This is a genomic window from Arthrobacter sp. Hb9-2 (assembly GCF_059091165.1).
In genome coordinates this window covers 1-22,149 of sequence record NZ_JBNHGJ010000051.1, presented here as the reverse complement: position 1 = coordinate 22,149, position 22,149 = coordinate 1, and the positions used below count along the sequence as shown (strand labels likewise).

General features: G+C 62.4%; 21 protein-coding genes and 2 pseudogenes. 16 read left to right on the top strand and 7 right to left on the bottom strand.

Going from position 1 to position 22,149, the window contains the following annotated elements; genetic code table 11:
* Window positions 1–732: 732 nt before the first annotated feature.
* From AC5RV1_RS20000 to AC5RV1_RS19980, 5 genes and pseudogenes are all read right to left on the bottom strand, one after another.
* Window positions 733–996: an amidohydrolase family protein gene (locus AC5RV1_RS20000; protein ID WP_493995762.1), complete on the bottom strand. Its 264-nt coding sequence runs from the start codon at window positions 994–996 to the stop codon at window positions 733–735.
* 47 nt (window positions 997–1,043) lie between these two features.
* Window positions 1,044–2,360 (bottom strand): annotated as a pseudogene (locus AC5RV1_RS19995) (amidohydrolase); the annotation flags it as partial.
* Entirely contained in the window at window positions 2,357–3,610 is a 1,254-nt protein-coding gene (locus AC5RV1_RS19990; protein ID WP_493995761.1) for an MFS transporter, read from the bottom strand. The gene AC5RV1_RS19990 and the pseudogene AC5RV1_RS19995, both read right to left, overlap by 4 nt.
* A gap of 37 nt (window positions 3,611–3,647) precedes the next feature.
* Complete coding sequence (locus tag AC5RV1_RS19985) at window positions 3,648–4,436, bottom strand: MBL fold metallo-hydrolase (RefSeq protein WP_493995760.1); 789 nt, start codon at window positions 4,434–4,436, stop codon at window positions 3,648–3,650.
* Window positions 4,437–4,789: 353 nt separating this feature from the next.
* Window positions 4,790–5,443: a TetR family transcriptional regulator gene (locus AC5RV1_RS19980; protein WP_493995759.1), complete on the bottom strand. Its 654-nt coding sequence runs from the start codon at window positions 5,441–5,443 to the stop codon at window positions 4,790–4,792.
* A 229-nt stretch (window positions 5,444–5,672) separates the two neighbouring features.
* Here AC5RV1_RS19980 and AC5RV1_RS19975 point away from each other — a divergent pair, with 229 nt between their 5' ends.
* The 4 genes from AC5RV1_RS19975 (at window position 5,673) to AC5RV1_RS19960 (ending at window position 8,642) form a co-directional block, all read left to right on the top strand.
* A complete protein-coding gene (locus tag AC5RV1_RS19975) occupies window positions 5,673–6,101 on the top strand; it encodes a LexA family protein (RefSeq protein ID WP_493995758.1) in 429 nt (142 codons plus the stop codon).
* On the top strand, window positions 6,094–7,392 hold the full coding sequence (locus AC5RV1_RS19970) for a Y-family DNA polymerase (protein ID WP_493995757.1): 1,299 nt from the start codon (window positions 6,094–6,096) through the stop codon (window positions 7,390–7,392). Before AC5RV1_RS19975 ends, AC5RV1_RS19970 begins: the two co-directional genes overlap by 8 nt.
* Window positions 7,393–7,427: 35 nt before the next feature.
* On the top strand, window positions 7,428–7,739 hold the full coding sequence (locus AC5RV1_RS19965; RefSeq protein WP_493995756.1) for a hypothetical protein: 312 nt from the start codon (window positions 7,428–7,430) through the stop codon (window positions 7,737–7,739).
* Between the two features lie 597 nt (window positions 7,740–8,336).
* On the top strand, window positions 8,337–8,642 hold the full coding sequence (locus tag AC5RV1_RS19960) for a putative quinol monooxygenase (RefSeq protein ID WP_493995755.1): 306 nt from the start codon (window positions 8,337–8,339) through the stop codon (window positions 8,640–8,642).
* Window positions 8,643–9,079: 437 nt separating this feature from the next.
* Here the strand turns inward: AC5RV1_RS19960 and AC5RV1_RS19955 are convergent, their stop codons facing one another.
* Entirely contained in the window at window positions 9,080–9,973 is an 894-nt protein-coding gene (locus AC5RV1_RS19955) for a LysR family transcriptional regulator (RefSeq protein ID WP_493995754.1), read from the bottom strand.
* A gap of 279 nt (window positions 9,974–10,252) precedes the next feature.
* Here AC5RV1_RS19955 and AC5RV1_RS19950 point away from each other — a divergent pair, with 279 nt between their 5' ends.
* The 7 genes from AC5RV1_RS19950 (at window position 10,253) to AC5RV1_RS19920 (ending at window position 16,954) form a co-directional block, all read left to right on the top strand.
* The gene (locus tag AC5RV1_RS19950; protein WP_493995753.1) at window positions 10,253–11,677 is read left to right on the top strand and encodes an NAD-dependent succinate-semialdehyde dehydrogenase; all 1,425 of its coding nucleotides are present in this window, start codon (window positions 10,253–10,255) and stop codon (window positions 11,675–11,677) included.
* On the top strand, window positions 11,674–12,072 hold the full coding sequence (pcaC, locus tag AC5RV1_RS19945; protein ID WP_493995752.1) for a 4-carboxymuconolactone decarboxylase: 399 nt from the start codon (window positions 11,674–11,676) through the stop codon (window positions 12,070–12,072). The genes AC5RV1_RS19950 and pcaC overlap by 4 nt, the downstream gene beginning before the upstream one ends.
* A complete protein-coding gene (locus AC5RV1_RS19940) occupies window positions 12,069–12,971 on the top strand; it encodes an NAD(P)-dependent oxidoreductase (protein WP_493995751.1) in 903 nt (300 codons plus the stop codon). The genes pcaC and AC5RV1_RS19940 overlap by 4 nt, the downstream gene beginning before the upstream one ends.
* Window positions 12,964–13,338 (top strand): hypothetical protein, encoded by a 375-nt coding sequence (locus AC5RV1_RS19935; RefSeq protein WP_493995750.1) that lies wholly within the window; start codon window positions 12,964–12,966, stop codon window positions 13,336–13,338. The genes AC5RV1_RS19940 and AC5RV1_RS19935 overlap by 8 nt, the downstream gene beginning before the upstream one ends.
* Before the next feature lie 4 nt (window positions 13,339–13,342).
* Window positions 13,343–14,221: an alpha/beta fold hydrolase gene (locus tag AC5RV1_RS19930; RefSeq protein WP_493995749.1), complete on the top strand. Its 879-nt coding sequence runs from the start codon at window positions 13,343–13,345 to the stop codon at window positions 14,219–14,221.
* A gap of 171 nt (window positions 14,222–14,392) precedes the next feature.
* Window positions 14,393–15,772 carry an MFS transporter gene (locus tag AC5RV1_RS19925; protein ID WP_493995748.1) on the top strand — a complete coding sequence of 460 codons (1,380 nt, stop codon included), beginning with the start codon at window positions 14,393–14,395 and terminating at the stop codon, window positions 15,770–15,772.
* Between the two features lie 72 nt (window positions 15,773–15,844).
* The gene (locus tag AC5RV1_RS19920) at window positions 15,845–16,954 is read left to right on the top strand and encodes a zinc-binding dehydrogenase (protein ID WP_493995747.1); all 1,110 of its coding nucleotides are present in this window, start codon (window positions 15,845–15,847) and stop codon (window positions 16,952–16,954) included.
* 419 nt (window positions 16,955–17,373) lie between these two features.
* On the opposite strand, the gene AC5RV1_RS19915 is transcribed toward AC5RV1_RS19920, so the two are convergent.
* Window positions 17,374–18,027, bottom strand: a complete 654-nt coding sequence (locus tag AC5RV1_RS19915; RefSeq protein WP_493995746.1) for a LysE family translocator — start codon at window positions 18,025–18,027, stop codon at window positions 17,374–17,376.
* Between the two features lie 228 nt (window positions 18,028–18,255).
* Here AC5RV1_RS19915 and AC5RV1_RS19910 point away from each other — a divergent pair, with 228 nt between their 5' ends.
* The 5 genes and pseudogenes from AC5RV1_RS19910 to AC5RV1_RS19890 form a co-directional block, all read left to right on the top strand.
* Window positions 18,256–18,660, top strand: a complete 405-nt coding sequence (locus tag AC5RV1_RS19910) for a response regulator transcription factor (protein WP_493995745.1) — start codon at window positions 18,256–18,258, stop codon at window positions 18,658–18,660.
* A gap of 210 nt (window positions 18,661–18,870) precedes the next feature.
* Window positions 18,871–18,996: a hypothetical protein gene (locus AC5RV1_RS19905; protein WP_493995744.1), complete on the top strand. Its 126-nt coding sequence runs from the start codon at window positions 18,871–18,873 to the stop codon at window positions 18,994–18,996.
* Between the two features lie 315 nt (window positions 18,997–19,311).
* On the top strand, window positions 19,312–19,740 hold the full coding sequence (locus AC5RV1_RS19900; RefSeq protein ID WP_493995743.1) for a recombinase family protein: 429 nt from the start codon (window positions 19,312–19,314) through the stop codon (window positions 19,738–19,740).
* A 579-nt stretch (window positions 19,741–20,319) separates the two neighbouring features.
* Window positions 20,320–21,285 (top strand): hypothetical protein, encoded by a 966-nt coding sequence (locus tag AC5RV1_RS19895; protein WP_493995742.1) that lies wholly within the window; start codon window positions 20,320–20,322, stop codon window positions 21,283–21,285.
* 90 nt (window positions 21,286–21,375) lie between these two features.
* A pseudogene (locus tag AC5RV1_RS19890) lies at window positions 21,376–22,149 on the top strand (hypothetical protein); the annotation flags it as partial.

The following is a 22,149-nucleotide window of genomic DNA, read 5'->3' as shown; positions in this document are numbered from 1 at the left end:
CACCAGAGCCCGCTCCATCTCTCACCGCGGCTCGACTCCTGTTTGTCGACTGATGACTTCTCCACCCACAAATTTCACGGTCTCAACAATAGCCCCGACATGGGCCCGCCACGGTTGTGTACGTAGTAGCTCAAGTCGTCCCGTAATCGGTGGTCTGCCAGGCGCTTACGCGTTCGGTAAGGGATGGGTCAACGGACGCGAGCCATCAGTTTTGATGGCTCGGTCAGCTCGGTGAAAGCTCATAGAGGCCCTGGGCGTCCTGCCGGCCACGCTGCGGAGAACCTTGACGTGGGACCGTGGCTCCGAAATGGCCAAGCACGCCGAAGTCACCGCGGTGCTGGGGACGCTCTGTACTTCTGTGATCCGGCCAGCCCCTGGCAACGTGCATCGAATGAAAATGCCAACGGCCTGCTCCGCCAGTACTTTCGTAAGGGTGCAGACCTCAGCACGGTAGAACAAGCTGAAGTCCGCTTCGCCGCTGACGAGATCAACGGACGGCCCCGGGCCGTCCTCGACTGGGATAGCGCAGCAGAGCGCTTTGCTTCCCTCCAAACCGTTGCTGCACTTCAAACCAAGGCGGTTCCCGATGGCACCGTGAGAACCGCGCCGCTGCCCACAGCCGGGGACAATTCAATAGGGTTATCCACCGCTACGGCGACCAGGGAGCTACTCCACCGGCTCCCAATTCCAGCCGTGGATAACCCGACTTGACCCCAAACGTGGACATCGTTGCTATGCAGCATCGCGGGCGTCGTGTCGGGTAATCCCTGCGACCAATGTGCGCGTGACGCGGGCGATCAAGAGGGCGGAAGCGCCGACGGTGAAGGGGTCGACATCGACCATAATGAGGTCGGCGTCGTAACCCGCGCGAAGGCGACCGCGTCGCGCGCCGTCTCCGACTGATGCAGCAGCGTCACGGGTGCCGTGTCCATTGCGCTGTCCAGCGTGAGCGCATGCTGCGGGTGTACGGCTGGGAACCGGTCGTCTAGTGCCGATGCTCTAGTGGCCGCGATGTACATGTTGGGGAGGGGTTGATGTGGGGCCGTGGGCGCGTCGGTAGAGAACGCGAGAAGGGTTCCTGCGGCTTCGTACTCGGGCCAGGCAAAGGCTCGGGCAACTCGGTCGTCTCCGAGTTGCTCCGCCCAGTTAGCGAATATTGCACGATCCGCGTGCACTGGCTGCATGGACGCGGTGACGCCGAGTCTGGCCATGCGTTCGGCTGTGCCGGGTGCGGTGTACTCGAGGTGTTCGATGCGGTGGAGGCGCGGGCGTGGCCCGTTGGTCTCGATCGCGTGCTCTATCGCGTCGAGGGCGAGAGTGCTGGAGCGGTCGCCGATGGCATGTGCGGCGATTTGAAGGCCGGCCGCGTCCGCGGCGAGCACTACATGGTTGAGGAGGTCCGCAGGCCAGATCGGCTCCGCGTTCGTTCCGTCGGAGTACGGTGCGCTGAGAGCGGCGGTGCATGCGTCGATGACCCTGTCCAGGACGATCTTGATTCCCACGACTCGGAACCAGTCAGATTGGTTTGCACTGAACAATGTTTTGACGCGTTCAATCTGAGCCAGATTCTCCGCGCTGTCGCCGGTGTTGTTGACCAGCCAGTATGCGGTGATGCGGATCGGGAGCTGGCCGCCGTGACGGGCGAGAGCGCGCTGGATAGCGGCCAACCCGACCTCGTTGAGTCCCATATCGACTGCTGCGGTGACTCCGGACTCAAGGTACGCGTCAAGGACGCGTTCGAGAGCTTGGTCGCGGTCATCGTCGGTGGTGATGGAGTCGAGATAGGGCCAGGCGATCTGCTGCGCGGCCGTCTCAAACAACATGCCGTCCGGTTCGCCGGTGGCGTCTCTTCCGATTCGTCCGCCGGGCGGGTCCGGTGTCTCACGGGTGATTCCGAGCAGGGCTAGTGCAGCGGTGTTGACCCAGCACGAGTGGTAGTCGTTGGCGTCGAGGAAGACCGGGATGTCGGCGAGGGCGGCGTCCAGCATGGCGGCGGTCGGTTTCCCACCGGGAATCGAATCGAACAGCCAGCCCCGGCCCCGGAGGACAGGTTGGGGGCTGTCTCTTCGGGCGGTACGTAGCCGTTCCTGTATCTCCTCCAGGGTGCGGGCATCGGTGAGGGGTACCTGGTGCAGGGCTTCACCGGTCCAGAGGAGGTGCGTGTGCGCATCGATGAAGCCGGGGAGTACGAGCTTCCCGTCGAGGTCGACGATGGAGGCGTCTGGTCCCGCTTGCACCGAGGCAGTTGGGATGTCGCCGACGAAGGTGATGAGCTCGTCCTCAAGCACGATTGCTTCGGCCCATTGTCGCGACGGGTCGGCTGTGAAGATATGACCGCCGGTGTATAGGGTCCGGGTCATGCGTTAGCCTCCTGCATCGTGAGGGCGGCGGGTTCCTGACGTGCAGAGATCCGGGCGATGATGAACGAGGGGACAGTGAGGGCGAAGCTGGTGATCCCGAGGGTCAGCGTGAAGCCGGCGTAGCCAAGGACCTCGATCATGGCGGCGCCGATGACGGGCGTTAGTGCAGATCCCACTACGTAAGCGGACAGGAGCGGAGCGGACCAACGCCCGGTGGCGTCAAGGGCAGCCGAAGCCGCGACGAAATACATGAAGGCGATCGCGTACACGGTGTTCCAGGCGACGAAGAGGACAATAAACGCCACGTCGTTCGTGACGAGCCCAAGAGCGATCTTCAGGATTCCACCGATCACCAGAAGAACCACCAGCGGAACCGCCCGGCCGAACCTATTTCCTACGATCAGGAGGCCGATGGTGCCTAGCAGCCCGCCGGCCGTAGCACAGCTGAGCGCAACTCCCAGAGCTTCAGGAGTCAGACCAGCCTGGTCTCCGCCCACAACTCCGGCCATCGCATAGAGCGAGTCCTCGCTCACTGCCCACAGGATGAACACGGCGAGCAGGGTGAAGCCGGCGATGGTGACCGTTCTAGGGCTAGTCGGGCGTGTCGGGTGGGAGATAACGGTGTTGGCGCCGGTTTGCGGGATCTCCAACGGCACGGCTTCCCCGACTGCCGCGCCCGGGCCGCTGCTTCGCACCGGGGCAGCAGGCAGCATCCCGGTCAGGAGAAGGCCGAGCAGGCTGAACAGTGCGAGTGCGCCGAATACTTCAAGTGGGGCGAGGCCGATGAGCGGAACGACTGCCAGGACCACCGTGATCACGGCCCGGTTCGCCATTCCATTTGTCGCGGCGACTCGGTCGGGATTACGGAATGCGGCCAGCGCCGCCCCCGAGACGGCGACGGCGCCGCCTGCGCCCACTCCGCCGACCAGGAGGCCGGGAATGATGAGGGCAGGGAATAGAGCGGCGGATGAGAATCCGACGAATCCCAGGACGGTTCCGATGCGGGCGACGACGCGTCGGCGCGGGCCGGCGCACAGGGGTGCCACGGCAAGGCCAGTGACAGCGGTGAGCAGGAGTGAGGCGGTGACGAGCCAACTCGCGGTGAGGACGTCGGTGTCCAACGAGGAGAGCACCGCCTCGATCATGTAAGGCGACAAGTTGATCCCCAAGTAGCCCGCGATAGCAAGCGCAAAGGTGGCGGTGGCGGTGGGTACGCGAAGGGGGAGTCTGTCGTTCGTTGACTGCAGCATGGAAGTGTTCTTTCGACTGGTCGGGTGATGCAGTGGGTCAGCGGCGTGCGCGATTGTGGAGATAGTTGTCAATGATTTGATGCATGCGTTCACTGCCGAACGGGTCGCCGTGACCGGGGTAGACGATCGCCGGTGAAAGTTCTTTTAGAGCGCGCATGCTGGTGACGTAGGAGTCGATGTCCGACTCGATCAGCTCATCGAGGAGGAGATCGTCGTAGATCACGTCCCCGCTGAAGAGGACGCCGGTCGCGTCCTCATAGAGGCAGATACTTCCCGGGGTGTGGCCTGGGAGGTGCAGTACGCGCAATACACGATCGCCGAGGTCGATAGTGTCGCCGTGTTCAAGGGGTGTGGTCACGACGACGTCCGGCACCGTGTAGTCCTGCGGTCGGTAATCCTCATCCGGAAGGGCATCGACCAGCAGCTCCGGCAGCGGCGGCACGTCACCGTCCTCGTCGGCTGATTCGAAACCGAGCATTTTCATCAGTTCCTCGGAATAGAGGGATGCCTTGACCGCACCACGGCCGAGCTCGGAAATGTGCATTCTGCGGTCTTCGAACTCATACGCGGAGCCAGCGTGATCGAGGTGCGCGTGCGTCACAACGAGAATCGGATCGTTTGCGAAAAGGGCGGGCAGGTGCCGTCGGAGAGACGCGACTCCGAGGCCGGCATCGACCACGAGGTCCCTCTCGGATCCTTGGAGGTGCCAGATATTGGCCTGCAGAAACTCATGTACGTGGGGTTCATCAACGCGGCTGAGGTGGTCGTCTATCACCCGTGTGCGGTACCACTCTTGCGCGGTGGGAAGTGTTGTGGCGCTGGTCATCGTTGACATCGCGTCCTCTCGCTGTTGCTCTCTAGACCAATAAGGCCCGTTCAAGGAGATTACGACTAATTGTCCTTAAGGACAATAGCGATAAGAAAAATCTTTATGAGGGGAATCGAGCCGAACCGCGGATCCGTTCATGGTGTCAAGTCTCAAGGTCCCGAGAGAGCGAACCACCGCAGTGGAGGAGTGACACTGGCCTCTGGCTGGTTGCGCGTTAGCCCCCTGGGCACTACTTCAGGGGTACGCCGCCGCGCAGCTTCGCTTTTGTGAATCGTAGAGGCGGGCTCAACGCGGGGACTGGACACCGCCCCGGCAGGAGTGCGGGCAGTTGATGATGAAAGCGCGAAAGTCTATTGCGGTGCCAAGGTGCCGGAAGGCAGGCCCAGCTCACGTTCGGCTGTCCCGATGAGAAGCTCCTCAACGGCTGGATAATCCAGGCTGGAGTCGGCAAGTGCGCCACGGATGGCACAAGATGCAGCCTGGCCGTCGAGGAGGGCGAGGATACGCATCGCCACGGCTGACGCGGTGTCGCCGATCGTAAACTCACCTCGCGCCGAACCGGCCCGAATTATGGCCTCCATATGGGACAAGTCGAGTTCCATCTGCTGGATCACGGCATCGCGGAGTATTGCACGGCCTGCGGCCTGGCGCCACGCGTCAAGCCACAACAAGCCCATGGGGTCGCGAGTCGATGCCGTGTACGCCGCGATGGCGGTGCGCAGTTGGTCGGTCGCCGATGCCATGCTGCGGACGCGATCGGCGATCTGCCGTCGCTCACAACTTACAAGCTGAACGAATGCCGCAGTGATGAGCTCTTCGACGGCGGGAAAGTAATGGGTCACCAAACCGAACTGCACCCCGACGAGCCGCGCCACGCGTCGCGCTGTAATCCCGCTCAGCCCGTCGGAAATGGCCAGCGTGCATGCCGCATCAATGATTTCCTGACGACGGTCCTCTCGGCCCTTCCGTCGGCTGGCGCTCGTCGAAGTCTGCTGCGCACTCATGCGATTGAGTATAGGCACAGCCCGCGCAGCGGGCTTGTCCGGCCCTTCCGATACCAGCCGCAGTTTCGATGACCAACGGAACCGTTGATACCGTCAAATCGAACCTGTTGCGACGTTGGCGAGAAACCGCCCTGTCCTCATTGGGCATAACCCGTTCTTTTCGGGTTCGGCTGTCGCCCCTGCGGAGTACACTCATTAACTCGAACATATATTCGAATAAAGGTGTGTTGTGGGCGTTATTGTCGGTCCCCGTGTGATAGATGCGGGCATTTCGTTGTTGTCGGTTTTGGTCTCTCCGGTGCCGGTCGCGGCAGGATTCCCGTCGCCGGCGCAAGACTACTTCGATAGCCGGATCGACCTGAACGAGCACCTGATCAAGGACATCACCAGCACCTACGTGGTTCGGGTGTCCGGGGAGTCGATGGAGGGCGCCGGGATCAGCGACGGGGACGAGCTGATCGTGAACCGGGCGCTGGAACCGCACGACGGGTGTGTGGTCGTCGCCGTCCTGGACGGGGAGCTGACAATCAAGCGGCTGCGCATCACCACCACCGGCATGGTGCTGCAGGCGGAGAACCCTGCCTACCCCGTAGAGGTCCCTGCCCTGTCCGACCTGACGATCTGGGGCGTGGCGACCAGGTGCTTGCATCATGTCTAAGCCGGCGTTGATGCGGCACATGCCCCAGATCGCGCACGTGGACGTGAACTGCTTCTACGCCTCCGCGGAGCGGGCGTTCGACCCCTCCCTGGAAGGCAAGCCCGTGATCGTGCTGTCCAACAACGACGGGTGCGCGGTCACCCGCTCCCCCGAAGCCAAAGCCCTAGGCATCGCCATGGGCGATCCCTGGTTCAAGCTCGCCCCCAGGGCGAAGGAATGGGGTCTGGTCGCACTCTCCAGCAACTACGAACTCTACGGGGACATCAGCGCCCGGGTAATGGAGCTGCTGGGCCGGTACTCAGCCTGGCTGGAGGTCTACAGCATCGACGAAGCCTTCCTCGGCGTCAAAGGCACCCCGGCGGAGCTTTTGGCGATGGGCCAGTCCATGAAGGCCGCCGTCCGTCGGAACGTCGGCGTGCCGGTCTGTGTCGGGATCGCGCCGACGAAGACGCTGGCGAAGCTGGCCAACAAGTGGGCGAAGAACAACAAAGCCTTCGCCGGGGTGTGCCACTGGGACTCCGTCCCCGCGTCCGAGCGGGAGGCTCTGCTGAGCCGGCTGTCCGTAGAAGAAGTGTGGGGCATCGCCGGACGGCTGACCAGGCGGCTGAACGTGATGGGCATCTTCACCATCGCCGACCTGGTCCGGGCCGACCCGGTCGCGATCCGCGACAAGTTCTCCGTCGTGATGATGCGTACCGTCCTGGAACTGCAGGGCACCCCCTGCATCCCCATGGAAGAAGAACGCATAGGGCGGGACCAGCTGATCTTCTCCCGCTCCTTCGCCAAACCCATCACCACCACCGCGGGGATCCGGCAGGTCATGAGCGTCTACGGGCAGCAGGCCTCGGCCCGGCTGGCCAAACACGGGCTGCAGGCAAAGGTCCTAACTGCGTTCGCCGGCACCTCGCACTTCAACCCCAACGACACCTCCTACCCCTCCGTCTGCGTGCCGTTGCCAATGCCCACGGCCGACCCGGTGATCCTGACCAAAGCAGGCCACGCGCTCCTGCCCCGCATTGTCGAGGGCGTCCGCTACGCCCGGGCAGGGATCATGGTCACCGACCTGCGCCCCACCGGCAACCAGGCACCCCTGTCACTGTTCGAGAACCCGCACGAAGAACGCCACATCGGAACCCTGCTCGAAGACGTCACGCGCCGGTACGGGCGGGGCTCTATCGGCCTGGGCCACGGCGGGATCCGCGGCGGCCCGGACTGGACCATGAAACGCGACATGCTCTCCCCCAGATACACCACCCACTGGGACGAACTCCCCCTCGTCAAAGCCGCCTAACCACCACCCGCAGCACCACCAAGGAACGAACTTTCATGACCGTCACCACAGAATCCCCCACCCTCAACGCACCGGTGGACGTCCGCTTCACCACCGCAGGCACTCCCCTGGCCGTCCGCTACGACGGGCGCATCTGGGCCGTTGCCGAAGAACCTGTCCACTGGTTTACCAGGGACTCATGGTGGAAAACCCGCCGGAACGTGCCCGTAGGAGTCGGGAACGTCGTGGACATCGAACACTGGCGGGTCCAGGTCCGCCACACGTCGGACTCGCCCTTGCTGACCTTTGAACTGCGCCGCGATCCCCTCTCCGAGAGGTGGTTGCTGGAATCCATCACCGAAGGCTGACGCCCACACTCCCGAGCAGGGCAGCTGCGTAGCAGAGGTCGAATCTTAAATTCCGAAGGCCCCGATTGCTCGGGGCCTTTAACCAGCGGCCGAAGCCATCTGGGGGTGTGTGCACTATCCTATCAACAAGCAGCCCCAGCCCTTTGTAATCACTGGTACCCGCCGGGCCGGCTGTGCGTAGTCTGAGGCTATGGGACCGACAATCCACTCTGGGGCGGGGCTGCCGGCAGGCCTTGAACCTCCAGTACAAGTCGCACTCGCACGGGCATCACTAAAATGCCACACGGTGACGAAGCCCACGGAACTCTCCTGTTTGGACCCAAATGGGACGGGTAACTTCACTGCACTCTGTCAATCAGTGGCACGTCGGTCTGATGCCGATCCGTTAGCTGCTGCCACACTCCTTTAGACGAAGTGCCTGATGTGGTTGTGCAGCACCAAGCCCCGGTGCCGACCATCCCCCCAAGCGGTCCGGCGTTCTCTTTAAGAGAAGTGAATGTTGGGAAAGTGCCTCTACAAGGAACCTGGGGGCGCAAATACTCTGGATGACGGGAGCGGGGGACTCGCTCCTTTCACACATGCTCAAGGGAGAGTTTCTTGTTCCACGTAGTCGCCAAGTATGGCGCCAAGCAGGAGATGACCGAGGACGTTCTCGGTCTCCTGGCTCAAATGGCAGCCGCTACCCGCAGAGAACCCGGCAACGTTTCCTACGACTTTTATCGTGGTCTTGAGGATTCGACACAGAAAGTGATTCTGGAGTCATACCACGATGCACAAGACTTCGATCGGCACAGGGAGAGCCAGCATTTCCTGGACCTAGGAGTCCGTCAGATCATTCCCCGACTGGTTTCCCGCCATATCTCTACCTATACGTCAGTGGATGTGCCACATGAAGTTCCGTGACCGAGTCCGCGCCTTGGTAGGTGCAATGTTTGGTGCGTGGTGTGACGGCCTCGCAATGTCGATGCCTGTGACTTTCGCTGAGACGAGGTCTTGACGATGTATCAGGACAGTCGTGTGCGGGACTGGTCTGCTTTATCTGTCGGGGACAGGGTGGTCGTAACCGAACCCGGTCGTCCAGGCTGCCGGGCAACGGTTGATACCAAAACGGCCGACTCGACGGTCGTTTGGGTGGTTGACGATGGCGGGCAGCGGCGTGCTTTTGACCATCGGGAAGGCATTGACCTCATTACTCTCCCTGAGTTGGCCACCACGGGCTAGGCGGCATGCCCGTCTCTTCCGTCTGTAAACCAACTCGAGCCGGTCCCTGTCGTTGCCCGCAGTACGCGGGGCTTTGACCGCTCCGCCGTGCGGAGAACGTTGATCTTGGTGGTCGGCCTCTAGGCGGCAGCGGGCACTGTCTGCTCTGCGGTGTTGAGGTGGTCCTTGAGTTCGGTGATGAAGGCTTTGAGGTTCGCGGACCGGCAGTCCCGCCGCCACATCAGCCATGTTTCGGCTGTGCCGAGACTGCCTTCTATCTCATGTACCTGGACTCGGCTTGCTCCGGGCAGTGTCTCGAGGAGGGATTTGGGCATCATGCAGATCCCGCCGCCGGCCGCGACGCAGGCGAGCATGCTGTAGTACGAGGAGATCTCCACGATCCTGCCCGGGACAATCCCTTCGGAATCAAGCCAATCCTCAAAGCGCTGGCGGTAGGAGCAGATGGTGCCGAACATGAAGACGGTTGGGTGGGACGCCTTGAAGTCCTCATTGATCTCTGTGACCGTTTGCGGGGTGAGGATCACGAGGTCCTCGGAAAAGGCCTTTATTCCGGTGAGTGAAGGCACGGCCGGCTTTCCGTCAGAGAATGCTGCCGTCAGTTGCCCGTTCAGCAGGTGGTCAAACAGTACTCCCGAGGAGCCTGCTTCGAGTTCAACGTCGACCGCAGGGTAGCGGAGATGGAAGCTGGCCAGTATCGGCGGTATTCGAACTGCCGCAGTGCTTTCAAGGGCGCCGAGACGGAACTTGCCCCGGGGTTCGCCTTGGGCGGTGAAGGCTTTGGCGTCGTTGCACATGTCGATGATCTTTTGGGCATGATCGCGAAAGATCTCCCCATCGGCTGAGAGGGAGCTTTGCCGCTTGTCTCTGACCAGGAGCTTGACCCCAAGTTCTCGCTCCAGCTGCTGAATACGCGTCGAAACGTTCGAAGGGGCACGAAGAAGCTTGTTCGCCGCTTTGGTGATGCTGCCCGTATCCGCCACGGCAAGAAAGATTTCCAGCTGCGAGATCTCCATGGTCCTCGTTCTCTCTGACTGAAGTAACGCGATCGAAGCATCACGTACACAGAATCATGACAGCCTCAGGGCGCCATTTCAACTGCCATTAGCCCAGTTCCTGCTCCAACTCCTCCTTAGGGGGTTGTGTAGCGAAAGGGGGAAGCCCTGAGCCTTCTCTCTCAGCGACTGTTCTGTTTTTGAGAAGTGAAACTTCGGAAACTTCTTATTTATCAAAGTAACGGGGGCTTCTAGAGTCGTTGTTAGACCCATCACATACGAACTTGAAGGAACACCATTATGGGCACCATCGAAGTTGCCGTCGCGAAGTCGACGAACCCGGCTACAGGCGAAGAGGTAGCGGCCTACCCCTACCTGGATGAGAGGGGCGTGGCGGACGTTGTCAGGACCGCCGCTGAAGGTTATGCCACTTGGCGCGACACCACCCCTGCAGCACGGGCCGAGGTTTTCCGCCGGCTTGCGGAGCTGCTGCGCCGCGACACGGCCAAGGTTGCCAGCGTAATTACTGCTGAAATGGGCAAGCCCGTCACGCAGGCCCAGGCCGAGGTCACCAAGTGCGCGAACATGCTGGACTGGTACGCCGAGAACGGGCCGGCCATGTTGGAAGACACGGCGACGAGCATTGGTCCGGAAGCCTATGTCTCATACCTGCCCACCGGCACGGTGTTGGCGATTATGCCGTGGAACTTTCCGGTCTGGCAGATCTTCCGCGGTGCCGCTCCCATCATCCTCGGTGGCAACGGCTACCTTCTTAAGCCCGCTTCAAACGTGGTCGGTTGCGCCCTGGCCCTGGAGTCCCTGTGGGAGGAAGCAGGGCTTCCGAAAGGCACCTTCGCGGTCGTGAACTGCGACCGTGACCAAATTCCCGCCATCATCCACGACCCGCGCATCACGGGCGCCGCTGTGACCGGCGGAACCGTGGCCGGGCAGTCCGTTGCCGCGGAGGCCGGCCGTGCCCTGAAAAAGGTGATCCTGGAACTCGGCGGCTCGGACCCGTTCATCGTCCTCGCCGACGCCGACCTGGACAAAGCCGTGGACGCTGCGGCCACCGGGCGCATGGTGAACGCAGGCCAGGTATGCATCTCGGCCAAGCGCATCATCGTCGAACGCCCTGTCTATGCCGAATTCACCGCCAAGCTCGCCCGACGGGTCGAAAGCTTCAAAGTCGGGGACCCCACCGACCCGGAAACCTTCGTCGGCCCGATGGCCAAAGAGGAAGGCCTGCTGGACGTTGATGACCAGGTAAAGCGCTCCGTTGCCGAAGGAGCGGAGCTTCTGACCGGTGGCCACCGCATCCCCGGGCCCGGCTCCTTTTACGCCCCGACGGTCCTGGCCGGCGTCACCGAAGCCATGACGGCTTTCAAGGAGGAGATCTTCGGACCTGTCGCCACAGTCATCGTGGCAGAGGACGCCGAGGATGCCCTGACCAAGGCCAACAATTCCGAATTCGGGCTCAGCGCAGCGATCTGGACTGCCGACAGTGCGAAGGCCCGCGCCATGGCCCGGAAGATCGACGCCGGCGGAGTCTTCATCAACGGCCTCTCCGTCTCCGACCCCCGGATCCCGATCGGAGGGGTGAAGAAGAGCGGCTTCGGCCGGGAACTGTCCTACCTGGGCGTCCACGAATTCACCAACATCCAGGCGGTGTGGGACCAGACCCCGCTAAACGCGGCCAAGGAAGCAGCACAAGGAGTAACACAATGAGCACCAGCACCATCAACCAGGAACTGTTCGACAAGGGCCTTGCCACCCGCAGGGAAGTCCTCGGCGACGAGTACGTCCAGCGCAGCCTGGACAGCGCGGACGAGTTCTCCATGCCGATGCAGGAACTCGTCACCCAGTACTGCTGGGGCGACGTCTGGAACCGCCCAGGCCTGGAACGCGCCCAGCGCAGCCTGATCAACCTGGCCATGATCAGTGCCCTGAACCGGCCGCACGAACTGAAGGTCCACGTCCGTGGAGCGGTCCGCAACGGTGTCACTAAGGAGCAGATCAAGGAAGTCTTCCTCCAGGTCGCCATCTACTGCGGAGCCCCCGCCGCCTTGGAAAGCTTCCGCCTCGCCCGTGAGGTCTTCAAAGAGATGGAGGCCGAAGCATGAGCACCATCGGCTTCATCGGCCTGGGCAACATGGGCTTCCCCATGGCCTCGCGGCTCGCCGACGCGGGCCACACCCTCATCGTGGATGACCGCGACAAGGGCGCCGTGCAGCGGTTCCAGGACCAGCACCCCACATCCCGGACGGCTCCGGATGTCAAAGCCTGGCAGGACGCGGACATCATCATCACGATGCTGCCCAACTCCGACATCGTCGAAGCCGTACTCGCCGGGGGCGTGGCCGGTGCTGCCTCGCTGAACACCCTGTTCATCGACATGTCCTCCTCAGAGCCGATCCGCTCCCGGGACCTGGGCGCCCGGCTCGAACGGCAGGGCATGCGTTACCTTGACGCCCCCGTCTCCGGCGGGGTGCGCGGCGCCCAGTACGGGCAGCTCGCCATCATGGTCGGAGGCCGCTGGCACGATCTGGACCAGGCCAAGGACATTTTCGACGTGCTGGGCAAATCCGTCATCCACGTCGGTGACGCCGGCTCCGGACACGCGGCCAAGGCCCTGAACAACCTGGTCTCCGCAGCTTCGGTCGCTGCCACCGTCGAAGCCCTGCGCGTTGGTGAGCGCTTCGGCATCGACCCGGCAACCCTGACCCAGGTCCTGAACGCATCCTCCGGGCGGAGCAACACCTCGGAGAACAAGGTCGTCCAGTTCATGCTCTCCGGTACGTTCGGCTCCGGTTTCCCGATCGGGCTGATGACCAAGGACATCAAGATCGCCACGGCCCTGGCCGACTCCCTTGGCATTGATGCCCGCTTCAGCCACGACTGCGAAACCATCTGGCAGTCCGTCCTCGACGCCGGACACGGCGCCGAAGACCACACGAGGATGTATGAATACCTCGCCACCCCCACCCCTGCTTTCAACGATGAAAGGCAAATCCATGCGTGACTTCGCACAAGTGCTGCAGACCGCGACCAAGGACTTCGAGTTCAACCGCGAGATGCGCTACTACACCGGAAACCTGCACGTCGCCATCGGCGACAAGGCCTGGCTGGCCGCCTACGACGACGGCGAATTCCTCTCCATCGAACCCTCCGACACCGACCCCCAGGGCGCGGCGATCTGGATCAAGGGCACCGAGGAGCAGTGGAAGGACATGACCGCCGAGCACCCGCGGCCGTTCTTCCAGTCCCTGCAAAGCTCTTCTGCCAAGCACGGCGTGCTGCTGAGCAACACCCACCAGCTCTACGCCTACCTGCCGGCCCTGAACCGGCTCATGCAAATCTTCCGCCAGCTCAACCGCGAAGGAGCGTAAAGCCATGGCAAAGTTCGAACCCATCAAGGGTGGCTACGTCTACCTCACCGTCGAAGACATCGAATACCGGGTCTACTACGAAGAAGCCGGCCAGGGCATCCCCCTGATCGTCGGGCACACCGCAGGCTCCGACGGCCGCCAGTACCGGCACCTGCTCAACGACGAAGAGGTCACCTCCCGCTACCGCGTCATCGCCTTCGACCTGCCCTTCCACGGCAAGTCCCTGCCCCCGCACGGGGACAAATGGTGGACCCGCGAATACAACATGACCAAGTCCCGCATGATGGCCTTCCCCAACGCCCTCTCCGAAGCACTGGAACTGGACCGCCCCGTCTACATGGGCAGCTCCATGGGCGGGCACCTCGCCATCGACCTGGCCTCCAACTTCAACGACCGCTACCGCGCCACGATCTCCGTCGAAGGCGCCCTGCGCTCCGCGGCCGAGTACGTGGAGGTTGGCATGGACGGGATCCGCCGCGAATACGACAACCCCAACGTCTCCCGCACCTCAACCGGCGCAGCCATGATGCTGAACATCTCCCCGTACTCCCCGGAAGAGAACGTCCGGGAGATCCAGTGGGAGTACCAATGCGGCGGACCCGGTGTCTTCGCCGGCGACCTGTACTACTACTACTACGACCACAACGTCAGCCCCGAAGAAGCCGCGGCGATCGACACCAGCAAGTGCATGCTGTACTTCCTGACCGGCGAATACGACCCCAACACCTCACCGGCTGACACCAAGGAAGCCGCGAACCTGGTCAAGGGCTCCAAGTTCTGGGAAATGCCCAAGCTCGGCCACTTCCCGGTCACCGAAAACTACGACGAGTTCCGCAAGTTCCTCCTGCCGATCCTCGAAGAAATCGAAGGCAAGTCCGCCTAGGACCCCACCTTCCGGCGGGCCGGCACTGACCGGCCCGCCGGACACGGCGCCGACCATCCGGCGCGTCACCGCATCCCAGGGCCCCGCTGCCGCCAAGTCCTTAGGCAGTCACACCCAAAAACAGATGTAATCCCCATCACATTCGTCAGTACCCATCAATGGAGCTGGAACATGTCTTCAACAAACATCACGGCTTGGCGGCCGGCACACGTCACCAACCGGCAAATCAAATTCGCGACCATCCTTTGCTTCCTGGCCTGGGCGTTCGCCGTCTATGACTTCATCCTCTTCGGCACGCTCCTGCCCGAACTCGGCAAAGACCTCGGCCTGAACGAAGCCGAACAGGCCACAATGGTCACCTGGATGTCCGTCGGCGCCGTCGCCATGGGCCTCATCGCAGGACCCGTCGTGGACAAGTTCGGCCGTAAAGCCGGCCTTGCCTTCACCACCGCCGGAGCAGGCATCGCCTCTGCACTGACCGCCCTCGGCGGGATCGTTCCTGTCTCCGTCCTGATCGCCATCAGGTCCCTCAGCGGTTTGGGCCTGTCCGAACAGGGCGTCAACGGCGCCTACCTCAGCGAACTCTACGGCGCCTCCGATGACCCCCGCATCAAAAAGCGCCAAGGATTCATCTACTCCCTGGTTCAGGGTGGCTGGCCGATCGGTGCCATTCTCGCCGCGGCGCTGACCGCCGTCCTGCTCCCGGTCATCGGCTGGGCCGGCTGCTTCGTCTTCGCCGCCATCCCCTCCCTGATCGTCGCGGCACTGGCCCGCAAACTGCGCGAATCACCCCAGTTCGAATCCATCCAGAAAATCCGCCGCCTCCAAAAGGCCGGCCACAAGGCCGATGCAGAAAACCTTTCCGCCGCACTCGGGATCGAAGAGCACGAAACCCGCAGCACCCTCGCTGATGTCTTCCGCGGCCGGAGCCTGCGCACCACCCTGGCACTGGGGTTCGGCCATATCCTGAACTACTTTCCCGTCCAGGTCTTCAGCGTGCTCGGCACCACCGTCCTGGTCAGCGTCCACAACGTCTCCTTCACCAACTCCCTGGCCATCCTCCTGATGTCCAACGTAATCGCCTACCTGGGCTACCTCACACACGGCTTCCTCGGCGACAAGTTCGGCCGGCGCAACGTCATCGCCTTCGGCTGGATCACCGGCGGCATCGTCTTCACCGCCATGATCTTTGGCCCCAGCGACTTCTGGACCGTCGTCGCGCTCTACAGCCTCGGAACGTTCTTCCTCATCGGCCCCTACTCCTGCGTTCTCTTCTTCGTCGGAGAAAGCTACGACACCCGCATCCGCGGCCGCGGAGCAACCTTCGTCGCCGCCGTCGGCCCCATCGGCGCGATCGTCTCCAGCGCCCTGGCCGCCACCCTGCTCTCCAACGGCGGCAACTGGGCCACCGCAGCATTCTTCTTCGGAGCCATCCCGTGCGTCCTGTCCGGCATAGCGGTTCTGTTCTCCCGCAAGCACCAGCACGTCGCGGACCCCGTACACATCCCGGCTGTCGCCGGGGGAGCTCCGGCCGACGAGACAGCCCACTAAACAACCACGAGCAGGCAGTTGCCGGGGAGCCTAGGGCCCCCGGCAACTGCCGTCCATCGAAACGGACCCTCCATGCCTGAAATCGAGTACGGCCGCATCGCTGTCATGACCAGCCCCCGGGAACTCGATTACGCCGAGTACCCCCTCCCCGCCCCCGAACCCGGGGCCATCCTGATGAAAGTGACCCGAGCCAACGTCTGCGGCTCTGAACTGCACATCTGGAACGGCAAACACCCCGTCAAGAAAAGCGGCGGCCTCGGCCACGAAATGGTCGGCACCGTCGCCGCCATCGGCGAGGGACGCCCCACCGACAACGCCGGCCAACCGCTCAACACCGGCGACCGCATCGTCGCTACCTACTTCCAGACCTGCGACCGCTGCGCCCGGTGCCTGGGCGGCCAGCCCAACTTGTGCGACAACGCCTACGAATTCTTCGGTAAGCAGCCCACCGAAGCACCCCACTTCCACGCCGCCTTCGGCACCCACTACTACATCCACCCCCGCCAGCACGTCTACAAAGTCCCCGACGAAATCCCCGACTCCGTCGCTGCCAGCGCCAACTGTGCCCTCTCCCAAGTCACCTTCGGCATAGACCAGATCGCCCTGCAGTACGGCGAAACGGTGCTCATCCAGGGAGCCGGCGGACTGGGCCTGAACGCCGCCGCCGTCGCCAAGGAACGCGGCGCCACCGTCATCGTGATCGACCCCTCCCGCTCCCGGCTTGAACAAGCCCTGCACTTCGGTGCCGACCACACGATCAACATCGCAGACATCCCGGACCTGGAGGACAGGATCGTCGCCATCCAGCAGCTCACGGGGGGCCACGGTCCTGACGTCGCCATTGAACTGACCGGTGTGGCCGACGCCTTCGCCGAGGGACTGCGCCAGATCCGCCGGGGCGGCCGCTACCTGGTGATGGGCAACCTTTCTCCCGGCAGGACCGTCCCGTTTGATCCCGGCTACGTCACCCGCAAAGCCCTAACCATCAAGCACGTGGACCGATACGAAGGGCGCTACCTCTACAAGTCCCTGGCTTTCCTCGCCGAGCACCGGGAAAAATATCCCTTCGACGCCATGATTGACGCAACCTTTACCCTGGACGGTGTCGAAGAGGCCCTCGAAAAGTCCCTCGCCCGGGAAGTCACCCGCGCCGCGATCCTCATTGACCAGACAACGGCCTGAGCCACCCCAATTCGACGGGCAAGGCGGAAGCTGACTCCCCCACGCGGTTTTGAGACCGAAGCCAGCTCCCGGACGGATGTTCCCCCAACAATTAGTTCCAAAACCCGCCAACGCAAATCCTCCCGGCAGGCGCCAGCTCCCGTCAATGCAACAACCACGGCCCCCGTTCGGACTTATTCCCATATCCCTAGTCAGAGAACAGCACTATCTCGCAGCTTCAGGAAAATCTTGGACCCTAAGCTACTAACCGATGCTCCACTCGATGTCTAAAACGGATCACCATAGTGTCGGTGCTGGAAGCCCGCCGGTCCCCCACCGGTGGGCTTTCTTTGTGCTTGGGACTGTCTGTCCCATTTCGTTGGAATCGGGACTTTGAGCCAGACGCCGTTAGTCGGTCAGATTGCTGGGCAATCGGAGTGTTAATGTCCTGGTTCGAATGCGACTTTTATGCCGAATCCGATGAGGACGGTTCCCGTGATTCGGTCGATGATCCTGATGCTGCGGGCATTTTTGAGCCATCTGGCAGCCAACTGAGTTCCGAAGATGAGGACTGAGAACCAGGCCATGGTGAGGAGGCAGTGCACGCTTGCCAGCACTATCCCCATAAGAAGGGGCGAGGTTCCGGTTGGAATGAACTGGGGAATAGTTGCGATGTAGAAGACACCTACTTTGGGATTAAGTAGGTTGGTACCCGTTCCGGTGAGCCAGCCTTGAAAGAGTTTCCGGCCTGTCGCTCCGGGCGTGAATGAGGTCTCCTCCACAGCGCTGGGGGACCTGCCCGTTTTTATACTCTTCCAGATCAGCGAAGCGCCGAGCCAGACCATGTAAGCCGCTCCGGCAAACGTCAATATGCGATATGCCAGCTCGGAAGCTGCGAGAAGCGCCGAGACTCCAACGGCGGCCGCAACTCCCCAGACCATAGCGCCAGTACAGATTCCCAAGGCCGTCGCGAAAGCGAAACTGCGAGCCTTAGAAATAGACGAGCGGAGGACCAGCGCGGTGTCGATCCCGGGAACGAGGGTGAGGAGTCCGGCGACCACAGCGAACGAAAGCACGGCCTGAGTAATAGTCACCAATCAACAATAGAGGCCTGGGAATGGGGACCAGCCCTCGTGTCCCACTTCCTTGGAACCGGGACACCTTAGTGGGACACTCCCCACCTATCCGGGCTGGTTACAGTGGCGGCCGTAAGGTACTCCCCACAACAACCCTGTGCCTCGCAGCGATTGAGCAATCACTCCCTGGGCTAAGACCGGCGAGTTGTAAGGTGGTTAGCAACCGAGAAAGGCCGGGGGGCTCGAATGGATATAGGCAGAGTTTGCCTTGTCGTAGAAGATGATGATGACATCAGGTCACTAATCAGGATCGTCCTGACCCGCGCTGGGTTCGAAGTGCGTGCGGTTCCCACAGGAGCGGAAGGCATCGCCGCGGCCGCTGATCCTTCAGTTTCCTTGATTACTTTGGACATGGGTTTGCCAGACATGGACGGGCACGTAGTGGCCCGAGCCATTCGCGCTCTGAGCAACGCCCCACTCCTGTTCCTGACCGCCAGGGCCGAAAACGACGATGTTCTTGCAGGAATGGCCTCAGGCGCAGCTGCTTACCTCACGAAGCCCTTCCGCCCAAAGGAGCTGGCCGAAGCAGCCAGTAGGCTCCGCCCCGCCTCTAACGAACGCACCGTGGCCAAGGCACAGCACACGACATAGAGGAACGTGCCCGCCGGCTCCTGCAGAACCGGACATACCGCTACTCAGTTCGACCTGCGGCGGCTTTCTTCAACGCATCTCTCGTACCAGAAGATTGCACCCGGTTCCGGCGCACGAGTATCGAGGTTTCGAAAAAGAGCATCCAGCAGTCGGGCTAGTTCCTCATCCGATAGGCCGGCAGTGGCCAGGGCCGGCCCTCTGGAATCGCCCATGATCCTCATGAGGTGCCTCTCCGTCATCCGTGCGGAGATGGCAGCCGGCTGCCGACTCCTCATCGTTGGCGACGGCCTCGATCCAGCCCACAGCTCCGTAGGAAAGCCGGGCACCGGCCGCTGATTCCCCAGACCACGCAGAATCAGGCGTGCCGCCCGTAACCTCGGGGAAGTCGGACTAACAAGCGGCAGCGGATCGCTGTTGTTCTCGATAAGCCTGTTGCGGCTTCCCGCCTGGACCAGTGGCCACCACTTGGAGATACTCACTACTGCAGTGTGCCACCGAGGAAGTCGTTTAAATACAACTTCCACAAGGCGGGAGCTGACTCCCCCCACTCGGTCTTCAGACCGCAGCCAGCTCCCGGGCAGATGTTCCCCCAATCAAAGAATGTTCGAACACCCGCCACGCAAATCCTCCCGAAGTAACGAAGTCCCGTCAATGCAGGCACCGCGGCCGCATGGTGTGGCCACCAACGATCTGACCTGCGGTTATATGGTGTACGAGCTCAAGGAACGCGGTGTGGGTGTCCGGACGCTTGCTGATCCCCTGCCCAACGACACGTCCAACCCGGACAGCTCGATGGCGCAGCTGGCGGTTGTCATGCTTGCTCTCTTCGCGGAGATGGAACGTACCTACGCCGCCGAGCGGACCTCGCATGCCCGGGCGGTGGCGTCCGCCAACGGGCGCCGCGCGGAACGGCCTTCAGTGATCGACGCCGGTAAAATCGAACACGCCGCCCTGCTGCGGGACAAGGGCTTCTCTATGAAGGAGAATACTGCCAAGACCGGGCTCAAACGCACCACGCTGTACCGGCATCTGCCACCCCGCTCCCCCACCCCGGACCAGGTGACTACTGATGCTCTTTGACACGGACACGCTGAGTTTTACCCTCACCTATGGCGGAACGTTGATCGTGGCGTTGCTCATGTTTCTCGGGCATATGGCCGCGGCTGGAATCCTTCTAATTTGTGCCGGGATTATCTGGTTGACCGCGTACCCCGTGCAGGCTATCGCACGGTCATTCAAGTGAAACGACAGCGCATGAAGTGGGGCATGGCCTGTCAGTGCGCTTGAGGGATCAGGTAGCCCCTTCCGATGACAGCGGAAGCAGGAGCCGGTTTAATCCCGCGTAGTAGGGGGCTCATTTGTAATCTCCACCCCGAAAAGAGCGGCAGCAGCCGGGCCGGCGGCGGAAACGGGGGCCCTTCGTGAACAGGGTCAATCCCCCGTCGTAGGCCCTTATCACCTCAGAGGGGCCACGTATTCCCGTAGGTACTGCTCCGGGTGGCCGTCAGGAATTCACCTGTCCCGGCAGTTCGAGCCCCACTTCCAAAAGGCGAAAACGGTTCGTTCACAAATTGTTCTCGGGAGAAGTTGGACATAATCAAGGGATTAGTTTTATTCTGAGACCGTTGTCTACGCAGACATTACCGGGGGGTGGTGCACATGACTGGAGCTCGTTCTGGCTGGCGCGCCCTCCGACCCGTCCTCCTGGCAGGCGCCGCCACCCTCACGTGGCTGACCTTTTCCTCTCCAGCCGCCAGTGCAGACACTCTTTCGGATTCTTCCTCGCTGCTGGGCAGCGCTACATCCTCGGCGTCCTCACTGATGGGGACGTTGACCGAAACCCTGCCTGCCCTGCCGCCGCAATTTGAACACAAGCCCGTTCCTGCAGCGCCTCACAACGGTCTGCTGCAGCCGGTAGGGGTGCCCTTGTCCGGGGCCGTAGATGACTTCATTACTTCAATACCCCTCGTGAACCATGTGGTGCCAGCCGGTGCCGTTTCTGCTATTGCGGTGCCGGTTACAGCGGTTGCCGATGATGTGGTCTCGGGAGCAGTGGGCACTGTCGTTCCGCCCTTGGTGGATGCTGTTCCTGTCCTGGAGCCCGTCGTTGAACCCGTCACTGACCTGGTGACAGGAGACGCTCAGCTGCCAGATGCGCTCCCGCAGCTTCCAATCGCACCTGCAGACGAAACAGCTGGAGAAGCCAGCACTGCCAGTGCCGATGACCTAACTTCAGCCGCGAGCGAGGACGCCTCACCGAAGACCGAATCTGCTGACAGCGCCAGTGATTCCGCAACGGAAACAGACAAGTTCGTGGTCAGCCCGGTTTCTCCCACGTCCGGGGCAAATAAGTTTTCGCTTTCTGCCGTTGCGGGCACTGGTTTGCAAGCGATGAGCAGTGATCTTTCCCTGCCTTCGGACTGGCTCCCCTATACGACCCAGGCTCCTGCGCCCCCTGCCTCAGGCAGTGGCGGCAGCTCAGCATCCGCGGCAGGGTCAGGCCCGGCGGCCTGGGTGGATCCCTTTAATCTTCAGCTTCCCCTGACGGGCACCATCCCGCTGGGTGATTACTCCGAGCACGCTCCTTCACCGGTGTCTTACGACCCCGGTTCCTCTCCTGACTAGTTGAGTGCTTTCTGCCCGTCTTTGGCAGAACACGGCCACCTGGGGCTGCTGATCCAGCGCCCTAAACTCAACTTTTCAGGAGACACCACCATGAGTTCCAACCTTCGCAGGGGGTTGCTCGGCACCCTCTTTGCCGGCGGGCTTCTTGCCCTTAGCTGCACTGCGGCCAACGCCGCAGATACCACCAGCGCCCCGGAAACCACGCACACCGGCCTCGCAGTCGCCGCAGACGTAAACCTCAGCCTGGGCCACCTCACCGAAACTGGCAGCAGCAACGGCACCATCGCTGACGCTGCTGTAGCAGCCGACGTAGCCCTGAATTTCGGCCTCGGGAACCTCGCAAGCACAGCTAGCCCTGCCACCGGGGCTGACTCCGCCATCTCGGCAGACGCGGTCCTGGCTCTCAGCAACGTCACGGGCACCCATGGTGCCCTCGCTGACGCTGCGGTTGCCGCAGACGCAGCACTTGTTCTCGGCAACGAAACGGCTACCGGGACTTCCGGTAATCTCCTCGACGCGGCCGCCGCGGCTGACATCAATCTTGGCCTGGGAAACGTGACGGGCACCGATGGTGCCCTCGCTGACGCTGCGGTTGCCGCAGACGCAGCACTTGTACTCGGCAACGAATCGGGTACGGACGGCGCCGGAACCCTCGTCCCGACCGCCAATGTCGTAGCCGATGTAGACCTCGGCCTCGGCCTGGGCGGCACCAACGGCACCGGCACCACCATCCCCACCACCGACGTCGTAGCCGACGTAGACCTCGGCCTCGGCGGCACCAACGGCACCGGCACCACCATCCCCACCACCGACGTCGTAGCCGACGTAGACCTCGGCCTCGCCCTCGGCGGCACCAACGGCACC